9 protein-coding genes are annotated in these 11712 nt (G+C 71.5%); 3 read left to right on the forward strand and 6 right to left on the reverse strand.

The genetic code is table 11. The features are described from left to right. The 5 genes from D7Y21_RS07750 to D7Y21_RS07770 all read right to left on the reverse strand — a co-directional run. Window positions 1-4532: polyketide synthase (locus tag D7Y21_RS07750; RefSeq protein ID WP_158627251.1), on the reverse strand; the 4532-nt coding region annotated here is incomplete at its 3' end. A 174-nt stretch (window positions 4533-4706) separates the two neighbouring features. Next, the gene (locus tag D7Y21_RS07755) at window positions 4707-5585 is read right to left on the reverse strand and encodes an alpha/beta hydrolase (RefSeq protein WP_147469213.1); all 879 of its coding nucleotides are present in this window, start codon (window positions 5583-5585) and stop codon (window positions 4707-4709) included. After that, the gene (locus D7Y21_RS07760) at window positions 5582-7330 is read right to left on the reverse strand and encodes a DUF885 family protein (protein ID WP_121712231.1); all 1749 of its coding nucleotides are present in this window, start codon (window positions 7328-7330) and stop codon (window positions 5582-5584) included. Before D7Y21_RS07760 ends, D7Y21_RS07755 begins: the two co-directional genes overlap by 4 nt. A 27-nt stretch (window positions 7331-7357) precedes the next feature. Further along, entirely contained in the window at window positions 7358-7945 is a 588-nt protein-coding gene (locus D7Y21_RS07765) for an NYN domain-containing protein (protein ID WP_120564301.1), read from the reverse strand. Window positions 7946-7984: 39 nt separating this feature from the next. Continuing rightward, window positions 7985-8872 (reverse strand): LysR family transcriptional regulator, encoded by an 888-nt coding sequence (locus tag D7Y21_RS07770; RefSeq protein ID WP_121712233.1) that lies wholly within the window; start codon window positions 8870-8872, stop codon window positions 7985-7987. 113 nt (window positions 8873-8985) lie between these two features. On the opposite strand from D7Y21_RS07770, the gene D7Y21_RS07775 reads away from it, so the two are divergent. After that, window positions 8986-9918, forward strand: a complete 933-nt coding sequence (locus D7Y21_RS07775) for an MBL fold metallo-hydrolase (RefSeq protein ID WP_120564496.1) — start codon at window positions 8986-8988, stop codon at window positions 9916-9918. On the opposite strand, the gene D7Y21_RS07780 is transcribed toward D7Y21_RS07775, so the two are convergent. Next, entirely contained in the window at window positions 9851-10864 is a 1014-nt protein-coding gene (locus D7Y21_RS07780; protein ID WP_121712234.1) for a GlxA family transcriptional regulator, read from the reverse strand. The genes D7Y21_RS07775 and D7Y21_RS07780 overlap by 68 nt on opposite strands. A 163-nt stretch (window positions 10865-11027) precedes the next feature. Between D7Y21_RS07780 and D7Y21_RS07785 the strand changes: the two genes are divergently transcribed. Continuing rightward, a complete protein-coding gene (locus tag D7Y21_RS07785) occupies window positions 11028-11396 on the forward strand; it encodes a hypothetical protein (protein WP_120564304.1) in 369 nt (122 codons plus the stop codon). Continuing rightward, the gene (locus D7Y21_RS07790; protein WP_121712237.1) at window positions 11393-11707 is read left to right on the forward strand and encodes a DUF3817 domain-containing protein; all 315 of its coding nucleotides are present in this window, start codon (window positions 11393-11395) and stop codon (window positions 11705-11707) included. The genes D7Y21_RS07785 and D7Y21_RS07790 overlap by 4 nt, the downstream gene beginning before the upstream one ends. Window positions 11708-11712 lie beyond the last annotated feature (5 nt).

Consider the following 11712-nt stretch of genomic DNA (forward strand, 5'->3'; position numbering starts at 1 on the left):
GGACTCACGGCGACTCCGGTGGAGAGGGTGGGGGCGGGCACGGACGCCCGCTCGAGGTCGATCCAGTGGCGCTGCCGCTGGAAGGGATACGTGGGAAGGGTGACGCGCTGGCGCTGCTCGTCGGCGTGGAAGGCCCGCCAGTCCAGGGCCACGCCCCGGCGCCAGAGCTGGCCCGCGGCGGTCAACAGGGCGGTCCAGTCCGCGGCATCGCCGGTGGACTCGCCCAGGGAGGCAAATACCCGCGAGCGCTGGTCGGCCGTGGCCTGCTGCCGCGCCAGCGTGGCGAGCGTCACGCGCGGGCCCACCTCCAACAGCAGGTGGTCGCCCTTGTCCCAGAGTGTGCGCAGCGCGGGGGAGAAGCGGACCGTGTCACGCAGGTGCCGCGCCCAGTATTCAGGGGACGTCGCCTCGGAGGCCTTCAGCCACGTGCCCGTCGCGGTGGAGACGATGGGGATGCGCGGCTCGGACAGGCGCATGCCCTTCACCGTCTCCAGGAAGGGCGCCACCGCGGCGTCCATCATCGGCGAGTGGAACGCGTGCGACGTCTGGAGCATCCGGCACGCGGTGCCCTCCGCCTCCAGCGCGGCCTGCAGCCGCTGCACGGCCTCCGTGGGCCCGGACACCACGCACAGGCGGGGCCCGTTGTCCGACGCGATGGCCAGCCCGTCCGTCAGCTTGGGCGCCACCGCTTCGGCGGACAGGCGCACCGACAGCATGCTGCCCGGCGCCTGGGCCTGCATCAGCTGGCCGCGCTTCGCCACCAGGTGCAGCGCGTCCTCCAACGTGAAGACGCCCGCGAGGCACGCGGCGACGAACTCGCCCACGCTGTGGCCCACGAGCGCGCCCGGCCGCACGCCCCAGCTCCACCAGAGCTGCGCGAGCGCGTACTCCACCGTGAAGAGGGCCGCCTGCGCGAACGACGTCTGGCGCAGCGCCTCCGCGGCCTCGGGAGATTCCGGGTCCTTGGGGAAGAGCACCTCGCGCAGGTCGCGCCCGAGCAGCGGCTTGAGCACCTCCGCGCACGCATCCACCGTGGCGCGGAAGGCCGGCGCGTGGCGGTACAGCCCGTGCGCCATGTCCGGGTGCTGCGAGCCCTGACCCGGGAAGAGGAACGCGACGGGCGGCGTGGACTCCAACCCGGAGGCCTCCGGCTCCGCGGCCGTCAGCGCCCGCACCGCTTCCTCATGGGTGCCCGCCACCACGGCGCGGCGGAACGGGAACGCCTTGCGGCCCGTGGCCAGCGTGTGCGCCACGTCCGCGAGCGAATCCTCCGGATGCGCCTGGAGGTGCGCGGCCAGCCGCAGCGCCGCCTGCGTCACTGCCGCGGGCGTCTTCGCGGACAGCGTGAGGAGCTGGCGCGGCTTCGACGGGCCGGAGGCCGGACGCTCCGGGGCCTCCTCCACCACGACGTGCGCGTTGGTGCCGCCCACGCCGAACGAGCTCACCCCCGCGCGCAGAGGGCCCGTGCCCTCCGGCCACGCGGAGCGCTTCGCCTGCACGAAGAAGGGGCTGCGCGGGAAGTCGATCTTGGGGTTGGGCGTCTGGAAGTGCAGCGTCGGCGGCAGCTCGCGGTGCTTCAGCGAGAGCACCGTCTTCAAGAGGCCCGCCACGCCCGCCGCGGCGGTGAGGTGGCCGAAGTTGCTCTTCACCGAACCGATGGCGCAGAAGCCCGTGTCGGACGTGTGCGCGCGGAACGCCTGGGACAGTGCCTCCACCTCGATGGGGTCGCCCAGCGGCGTCGCCGTGCCGTGCGCCTCCACGTAGCGGATGGTGCGCGGGTCGATGCCCGCGTTCGCGTGCGCCGTCGCGATGGCGGTGGCCTGGCCCTCCACGCCCGGCGCCGCGAAGCTCACCTTGGCCGCGCCGTCGTTGTTGATGCCCACGCCGCGCAGCACCGCGTGGATGACGTCGCCGTCCGCCTGCGCGTCCGACAGGCGCTTGAGCACCACTGCGCCCAGGCCGTCGCTGAAGAGGGTGCCGGTGGCGTTCGCGTCGAAGGGGCGGCAGTGCCCGTCCTGGGAGAGCATGCCGCCCTCCTGGTACAGGTGGCCGGACTTCTGCGGCACCGTCACGGACGCGCCGCCCGCCAGCGCCACGTCGCACTGGTGCGTCTGGAGCGCCCAGAAGGCCTGCGCCACCGCGACCAGCGACGTGGAGCACGCGGTGTTGAGCGACAGCGCGGGCCCGCGCAGGTCCAGCTTGTGCGCGACGCGGGTCGCCACGTAGTCCTTCTCGTTGGCGACCATCGCCTGGAAGGCGCCCACCCGGCCCACGATGTCCTGCCGGGGCAGCACGTGCAGCGGCTGGTAGCTGTTGTTGTGCGTGCCCGCGAAGACGCCGATGAGGCCGGGGTACGTCTCCGGCACGCAGCCGGCGGACTCCAGCGCCTCCCACGCCGTCTCCAGGAACAGGCGCTGCTGCGGATCCATCACCTGCGCCTCCTTCGGCATGATCCCGAAGAAGGCCGCGTCGAACAGCTCCACGCCGTCCAGGACGCCGCGCGCCCGCACGTACTCGGGGGCGTCGCGCTCGGCGGCGGGCACGGACGGGTCCACCTCCTCGCGCGTGAAGGTGGCGACGGACTCCACGCCGCCCACCAGGTTCTTCCAGAACGTCTCGACGTCAGGCGCGCCCGGGAAGCGGCCCGCCATGCCGATGATGGCCACCGGCTCCGCGCCGCCCGCCGCCTGCTGCCGCTTCGCCTGCCGCGCCTCCGCCAGCTGCTTGAGCGACGGACGCGACGCGTCCCCCGTCAGCACCGCCGCCAGCTGCGCCACCGTGGGGGACTGGAACAGCTGGACGATGGGGATCTCCAGCCCGTGCGCCTGCCGCAGCCGCGCCACGCACTGGAGCGCGAGCAGCGAGTTGCCGCCCAGCTCGAAGAAGCTGTCGTGCACGCCCACCCGGTCGATGCGCAACAGCTGCGCCCACGCGTCAGCGAACGTGCGCTCCAGCGGCGAGCGCGGCGCGACGAACGCCTGCTGCAGCTCCGGCCGCGTGGGCAGCGGGGCGGGCAGGCTCCGGCGATCAATCTTCCCGCTGGGCGTGCGCGGCAGGGCGTCCATCACCACGAACGCGGAGGGCACCATGTAGTCCGGCACCCGCGTGGACAGGTGGCGCCGCAGCGTCCCGGCCGCGTGCTCCAGCGTGCCGTCCGGGACGACGTAGGCCACCAGCCGCTTGTCGCCGGGCACGTCCTCGCGCGCCACCACCGCCACCTGCTTCACCGCGGGGTGGCTGCCCAGCGCGACTTCAATCTCGCCCAGCTCGATGCGGTAGCCGCGCACCTTCACCTGGCCGTCGATGCGGCCCAGGAACTCCACGTTGCCGTCCGGCAGCACGCGCGCCAGGTCGCCCGTCTTGTACGCGCGCTCGCCGGTAGCAGGCTTGAGCGGGTGCGGCACGAAGCGCTCCGCCGTCAGCGCCTCGCGGTGCAGGTAGCCCTTCGCCAGGCACACGCCCGCGAGGAACAGCTCGCCGGACTCGCCCTGCGGCACGGGCTTCTTCTGCTCGTCCAGCACCAGCAGCTCGCAGCCGTCCACCGCCTTGCCAATGGGCGGCAGCGCGGGCCACGTGTCGGGCGAGCCCCGGAGCACGTAGCTGGAGACGACGTGCGTCTCCGACGGGCCGTAGTGGTTGTGCAGCGCGCAGCCCGGCAGCGCGGAGAAGAACGCGCGCAGGTGGTGCGTCACCTGGAGCTGCTCGCCCGCGGTGACGACCTCGCGCAGGGCGGGCGGCACCTTCTGGTGCGAGGTGGCGATCTCCGCCACGTTCTGCAGCGCGATGAAGGGCAGGAACAGCCGCTCCACGCGCTCGTCCGCCAACAGCTGCAACAGCAGCACGGCATCCAGCCGCAACTCGTCCCGCACCAGCACCAGCGTTCCGCCGGAGCACCAGGTGCCGAACAGCTCCTGGAACGACACGTCGAAGGACAGCGGGGAGAACTGCAGCGTGCGCGTGCCCGGCCCCGCGATGGACTGGCCCAGCTGCCACGCGATGAGGTTGGCGAGCGGCCGGTGCCCCATCGCCACGCCCTTGGGCGTGCCCGTGGAGCCGGACGTGTAGATGGCGTAGGCGAGCCCCTCCAGGCTGGACGCGTCCACCGGCGAGGCCGGGGCCTCCGGAGCGAAGAGGGCAGGGGACTCATCCAGGCACAGCACCGGGCCCGCGAAGGCAGGCAGCCCCGCGCGCAGCTTCGCCTGGGTGAGCAGCACTGGCGCCTTCGCGTCCTCCAACATGAAAGCCAGACGTGGCGCGGGATAGGCCGGGTCCAATGGCAGATACGCGCCGCCAGCCTTGAGCACGGCCAGCACCGCCACCACCATCTCCACCGAGCGCTCCAGGCACACGCCCACGAGCACGTCCGTGGTGACGCCCAGGCCCCGCAGGTGGTGCGCGAGCTGGTTGGAGCGGCGGTCCAGCGCCGCGTACGTCAGTCCCGCTCCCTCGAACCGGACCGCCTCGGCGTCGGGCGTCAGGGACGCTTGCGCGGTGAAACGCGCCACCACTGTCTGCATGTGCGCTGCGTCCACGGACTTATCCCCCAGGGCCATCCGAGCGTCAGGTTCCGGGCGTTTGAGATTGAAGAGAATGGGAAAGACGGGTCAACCCGGTCACACAGCATGCCATGCCTGGAATGGAATGATCGCGTCTGGGCAGATTCCTTACATCCAGCCGGTCCCTCGGCCGCTCCCCAACCACCACATTCAGAGAAAGCGCGAGAAGAACGCCAGCACCCTGCGTGGATATTCTTCGGGCGAAATCTGGAGGTAGCTCTCGTGCCCCGCGCCCGGCACGCGCCACTTCTCCCAGGGTCCTTGACCCTGGCGAAGCAGGTCGTCCAGGGCCGCGTCCGGCACCCACGGATCCGACTCGCCCGCCACCAGCAGCACGGGGCGGCCCGCGAGCGCGGCCATGTCCCGCGCGGGCTGCACGGCGTTCACGTCCACGCCCGCGCGCTTCATCACCCCCAGCGCCGGCCACAGGCCCAGGGGACCCCAGTGTCCCAGCTCGTCCTGGAGCGCCTGGGCGGGGGCCACGGCCGCGGCCTCCACCACCACGGCCTTGAGGCGCGCATCCTCCGCCGCGGCCTTCAGCACCGAGTAGCCCCCCAGGGAGAACCCGAGCGCGCCGATGCGCTTCGCGTCCACCTCCGGCTGGAGCGCGGCGAAGTCCACCGCCGCCCGCACCTGGGCCGCCTCGCGGTCGCCGTAGGTGGACACCGTGCCGCCGCTCTCGCCGTGCGCGCCCAGGTCGAAGAGCACCAGCCCGTACCCGGCCCGGGCCAGGAAGCGGGCCTCGGGCAACAGCTGCGTGCGGTTGCCCGACAGCCCATGGACCAGGACGACGAGCGCCCCGTCGCGCGGCGGCAGGTACCAGCCCTTGAGCTGGAGGCCGTCGCGGTCCTGGAACGCCACGTCACGCAGGCCGGTGAGCTCCGCGTCCTTCGGAGGACTGCCCACCGGTTGCCGGGGCGGGTGCACCTCCTGGGAGATGTAGCGCGCGCTGCGCACCGCGACCCAGGCCGCCATCGCCAGCAGGGCCACGCCTCCCAGTAGAAGCCCGGCGACGAGCGGATGCTTCACGCGGACTCCCGGGCCACCCACGCGTCGAGCTTCGCCTCCAGCACGTCCAACGGCAGCGAGCCCGTCAGGAGCACCTCGTCGTGGAAGGCCTTCACGTCGAAGCGCGCCCCCAGCGCGGCCTCCGCCCTGTCGCGCAGCGCGCGGATGCGCAGCTGGCCGACCTTGTACGCCAGCGCCTGGCCGGGCCACGCGATGTAGCGGTCCACCTCGTTGGTGACGTCCAGCTCCTGGCGCGGCGCGTTCTCCATGAAGAAGTCCAGCGCCTGCTTCCGCGTCCACCGCTTCGCGTGCAGGCCGGTGTCCACCACCAGCCGCACCGCGCGCCACATCTCGTAGGCGAGCTGGCCGAACTTGTCGTGCGGGTCGTCGTACAGGCCCAGCTCGTCGCCCAGGGACTCGCTGTACAGCGCCCAGCCTTCATCGAAGGCCACGTAGGACGTGAAGCGGCGGAAGTCCGGCACGTCCGTCTGCTCGGAGGCCAGGGACACCTGGAAGTGGTGGCCGGGCACGGCCTCGTGCAGCGTCAGGGGCACCATCTCCCAGACGGGCCGCGTCTCCGGGCGGTAGAGGTTCACCTGGAACGTGCCCGGGCGCGAGCCGTCCGCGGAGGCCGGGAAGTAGAAGCCCGTCGTCACGTCCGGGGCCATGGCCTCCGGGATGGGTTCGACGACGTAGGCCTTCTTCGGCATCGTCCGGAACAGCCGCGGGAGCAGCGGGTCGATGCGGCGGGCCAGCGTCCGGTAGCGCGCGAGCAGCGACTCGCCGGTGGGCTCGTAGAAGCGCGTCTCCGTGCGCAGCGTTTCGAAGAAGCCCTGGAGCGTGCCGGTGTAGCCCGTGCGCGCCATCACCGCGTCCATCTCCGCGCGCAGCCGCTGGACCTCCGCCAGGCCCACCGCGTGGATCTCCTCTGGCGTCATCCGCGTCGTCGTGTGCCGGCGCGCGAGCACCGTGTACAGCGCTTCGCCGTCCGGGAACTGCCACACGCCCACCGTCTCCGGCGCGGCGGGCAGGTACTCCGTGGTGACGAAGTCCAGGGCGCGCTTCAGCGCGGGCATCACGGTGTTCGCGATGGCGTCACGGCCCGCCTGCGAAAGCCTTCGCGCGTCGTCGGGAGAGAAGTCCTTCGGTATGCGGGTGAAGGGGCCGTAGAAGCCGCTCTGCGTCGGATCCTTCACCACCTGCCGCTCCAGCTGCGGCGGGATGCGCTGGAGCACGATGCGCGGGTGGATGCGGTGCTGGCGCATGCCCTCGCGCATCAGCGCCACCACCTGATCCGCGTAGGCGCCGAAGCCTTCCAGCCGCTTCACCCAGTCCTCGTAGTCCCGCACCGTCTCGAAGCGCAGGGTGTCCGCGAGCTGGTACGCCGTCTGGAGCCCCGGCGGCTGCTTGAGCCCCTCCGGCAGGCCTCCCATCTGGTTGAGGGGCAGGAGGTGACTCTTCACCCCGTACTCCTCAATCCAGGTCTCGTGCATCCGGCGGAAGAGGTCCAGGTGCAGCCGGTCCGCGTCGCTGTCCAGCGCGGCGCGGTCCACGTCCTGAAGCCTGCGCAGCACGGTGTGGCTGTGCTGGTGATCCGCCTCCAGCGCCGTGAGGCTCAGGTCATCCCATCGGTCATTCCAGCGCCGGTCCCCCAGGAGCGACGCGTAGGTGGGGTACTGCTGGAGCGAGTACTGCCACTCCGCTTCCAGCAGGGCGTGCAGCGAAGCGGACGCGGCGCCGCGCTGGGGGACGGACTCGGATGACATGGACGGACTCCGGCGTGGAAACCGCGGCTAGACGAACAGAGAAGGATCGAACTCGTCCACGTTGACCGGCAGCAGCCGGGGCAGGGGACGCTGGAACACGCGGGCGTTGAGCTCCAGGTCGACGACCTTCAGGCCCAGCGGGGTGAGCTCGCGGAATTTCTGGCTCACGTACTCGCGCAGGCCGAGCACAGCGACCTGGCGCTTCTCCTCCAGCAGGGGCTTGAGCGCCTCCGCGAAGTCCGCGCCGTCGTGGCTGGCCAGGCCCACCGCCGCCTGCGGGCGCTGGGTGCGGATGTTCTCCAGCAGCTTGAGGATGCCCAGGTCCACGACCTTCTGGTCCGGACGGCCGTGCAAGAGCGCCACTTCACAGCCCGCGGACTTCAGCGCGCGCACGAAGCCAATCATCGCGTCCGGCAGCTGCTCGCCGCGCGAATTGAGCACCACCACGCACCGCACCGGCTTGGGGAAATACGTGTCGCAGAAGGCGACGAGCCGGTCGAACTGCACCCGGTCCTGGGGCTCGGGCTTGCGCCCGACGATGTTGGAGACGGCCCAATCAACGTTCTCGGCGTCGATGAGGACGTAGGATGCTGCGGCGGGGCGGGCGGATTGCATGGCGGGGACAATACGCGGGGTTCCGGCCGTTGGGGGTTTTCATCGACCCAGGCGAATTCGTTGGAACTCCTCCAACAACAGCTCTGACACACGTCGTACGCGGGGAATATCCAGCGCGGACTTCGCGCACACCAGGTGGGTCTGGCTCCGGGAGAAGGGCCCCAGGTCCAGCTCCAGCGGGACCAGGCGCGAGGGGCGGGCGAAGCGGTGCGCCAGGCGCGCCATCACCATCGCGCCCAGGCCGGCCTCCGCCGCCGCGAGCATCACCAGGTAGTTGTCCGCCGTGAATGACGGACTGAAGCCGGGGATCATCGACTCCAATTGGGGGTTGGGCGGGACGGCTTCGTAGGGAGGCGCCCAGGCCACCCAGGGCAGCTGCTGGAGCGACACCTTCTTCGGCAGCCGGGCCTTGAGGGCCTTGGACACGAAGACGGCGTTGGGGACCTCCAGCGTGTCCACGAGCTTCAGGTCCGCGCTGGTGGGAGGCCGTCCGCGCAGCGCGAGGTCCGCCTCGCCGCGCCCCAGGTCCAGGTATTGAATCTGGGATTGCACCTCCAGGCGCAGGCCCGGGTGCTTCTGGGAGACGAAGGCGGCGAAGGGGGCCACGAAGTCGAAGCTCATGTAGGGCGTGGCCGTCACGCGCACGATGCCCCGGGGCGAGCTGTCCGCGGACTCCGCCGCGCGGTGCAGCTCTCCGGCCCACTCCGCCATCTTCTTCGCGGGCACGAGCAGCCGCTCACCCGCCGCCGTGAGCGCCGCGCCATCCACGCTCCGGCGGAACAGCGCCGAGCCCACCGCGTACTCCAGCGCGGCCAGCCGCCGGCTCACCGTGGGCTGTCCGATGCGCAGCCGCCGCGCGGCCCCGCTGAAGCTGCCCGTCTCCGCGATGGCGAGGAACAGCCGGGCGTCATCCCAGGAGATATCCATGAATGGATGGCATCATGCCGCTTTCGCGGATTTCCATCCACGGACGCATCGCGCATCTTGCCGCCTGTCCCGAACGCCCGGTGCCTCGCGCCGGAAGGAAGAAGGAGTCCGCCATGAAGTCCTCCCTGCTCGCGCTCTGCCTCGGTATCGCTGGGTTCACCACCGGCTGCGCCACGTCCTCGCACGGCGTCCAGAAGTCCGCGCTCGGCGTGACGCGCCCGGCGGACGCGGTGCTGGCGGAGCTGGACGTGCCCGGGCCGGTGGAGCTGGAGACGGTCACTTCGTGCGACTGGGCCGTGGACCGGAGCGGCCTCATCAACCTGGACCACCCGACGGCGAAGGCGGCGCACCTGGAGGACGGAGACGAGCCCGCGCAGGTCTTCTTCCACGCGCTGCGCCACCCCACGAAGGGGATGTACATCGTGGACACGGGCGTGGAGACGGCGCTGCGGGACGCGCCGGACCGCGCGGCGCTGGGCAGCATCATCGTAAGCGCGATGCACATGGAGAAGATGAAGGTGCTGGCGCCGCTGGGCGAGTGGCTGGCGAAGCAGCCCCAGCCGCTCTCCGGCGTCTTCCTCACGCACCTGCATCCGGATCACATCAGCGGCATGGCGGACGCACCGGCGGGGACGCCCGTGTACACCGGCCCGGGCGAGGCGGGCCTCCGCGCCTTCCGGAACCTGGTGGTGCAGGGCGCCACGGACCGCGCGCTGGAGGGCAAGCCGGCGCTGTCGGAGTGGAACTACACGGCCGACCCGAAGGGCCTCTTCGACGGCGCGGTGGACATCTTCGGGGACGGCTCCGTGTGGGCGCTCTGGGTGCCGGGGCACACGCCGGGCAGCACCGCGTACCTCGTGCGCTCCACGAAGGGGCCGGTGCTGCTGTTGGGCGACGCCAGCCACACGCGCTGGGGCTGGGAGCACGACGTGGAGCCGGGCACCTTCACGGAGGACGGGCCGCGCAGCGTGGAGAGCTTCAAGAAGCTGCGCGCCTTCGTCGCGGCGCACCCACAGGTGGAGGTGCGCTTCGGCCACCAGCACTGAGGCGTGCTCCTCCCCGGAACGCACGGCGGTAGGCGAGGGGACTGGTGGTGACGAAGCGTTGGAAGTGTTCGCGGAACGTGGTGGGCGAATGGAAGCCCACTTCTTCCGCGACGGCCTCCACGGACCGACCGGTGGTCTCCAGCAGGTGCTGGGCGCGGCGCACGCGGGCGCGCAGGAGCCACTGGAGCGGCGTGGTGCCGGTCTGTTCCCGGAAGCGACGGCTCAGGGTGCGCTCGCTCATCGCCGCCTTCCGGGCGAGGGCTGGGAGCGTGAGCGGGCGGTGCAGGTGGTCCTCCATCCAGCGCAGGAGCGGCTCCAGCGACGCGCCTTCCGGTGAAGGTGGTGCGTGGGTGATGAACTGGGACTGGCCGCCGTCGCGCTCCAGCGGCATCACGGCCAGCCGCGCCGCATCCGCCGCCACGGCGGAGCCATGGTCGCGCCGCACCAGGTGCAGGCACAGGTCCAGGCCCGCCGCCGCGCCCGCGGAGGTGAGGAACTGGCCGTTATCGACGTAGAGGACGTTCGGGTCCACCTGGATGAGGGGATGGCGCCGGGCCAGTTCCTCCGTGCCCATCCAGTGGGTGGTGGCGCGCAGCCCGTCGAGCAGCCCGGTCGCGGCCAGAAGGAAGGCCCCGGAGCAGATGGACGCGATGCGCGTGCCCCGGCGGGCCGCCGCGCGGAGCGCCTTCAGGAGCTGGGGTGGAAAGGGTGCGGAGACATCCGAGATGCCCGGCAGGACGATGGTGTCCGCGCGTGCCAGCGCGCCCAGGCCGTGCTGGGTCTTCACCCGGAATGCGCCCGCGTGGACCTCGGGTGTCACGCCGCAGACGCGGACCTGGTAGCCCGCGCCGCCGCCCGGCAGTCGCACGCGGCCGAAGACCTCGGTGGGAATCGCGAGGTCGAAGGGCACCACTCCATCCAGCGCGACGATGGCCACGGTGTGCATGGCGGGAAGATGCCAGGGTGGGGGTGTTCCCGCCAGCCGGGTGCCGTGGCGGGAAGTCGTCGAAAGATGGCGTTTCCGCCACTCACGGTAGGGGTGGGGCCCGTGTCATACGGACGAGGCTTCGTGGCGATGGCCGCCACTGCGTGTCCGGGACGTGTGACGGGTGTTGATCTACCGCTTGCTGCTCCTGCTGAAGTTCGTGGGTGTGGTGCTCTACGGCGGCGGGCTCGTGGGGGCGCTGGCCGCGACGGAGTCCCGGGACCGCAAGCGCGCGGTGCACGCCATCGCGTCACCGGGGTTGGTGGTGACGTGGACGGCGGGCTACCTGCTCACGCTCCAGTTCAACATCGCGTTGACGGAGGCGTGGATCCTGGGCGGGTTGACGCTGTCGCTGGTGTCGCAGTTGGCGCTGGTGGCCATGGCGTCCAGAGGACAGCGCACGGTGGCGGGGGCGCTCTGGGCCGCGGTGCCGTTCTTCTGCGTGTTGGTGCTGATGGTCTTCCGGCCGCGCTGGCCCTGGGTGGACACATGAATGCGCTGAGACAGCTGCGGTGGGTGGCCTTCCTGGAGGGGATGTCCTTCCTGGGGCTGCTCTTCATCGCGATGCCGGTGAAGTACCTGTTGGATCAGCCCCTGGCGGTGCGGATTACCGGCAGCGTCCACGGGCTGCTGTTCCTGCTCTTCGTGTCGTCACTGTTTCGCGCGGCATCCGAACACGGCTGGACGGCGCGCCGTTCGTTCGCGGTGTTCGGCGCGTCGCTGGTGCCGTTCGGGAACTTCGTGCTGGACCGCTCGCTGCGGCGGGAGGAGCAGCGAGCGGAGGAAGGCACCCCTCATCCGTAACGGGC

This window comes from Corallococcus sp. AB045 (assembly GCF_003668895.1).
Lineage (GTDB): Bacteria > Myxococcota > Myxococcia > Myxococcales > Myxococcaceae > Corallococcus > Corallococcus coralloides.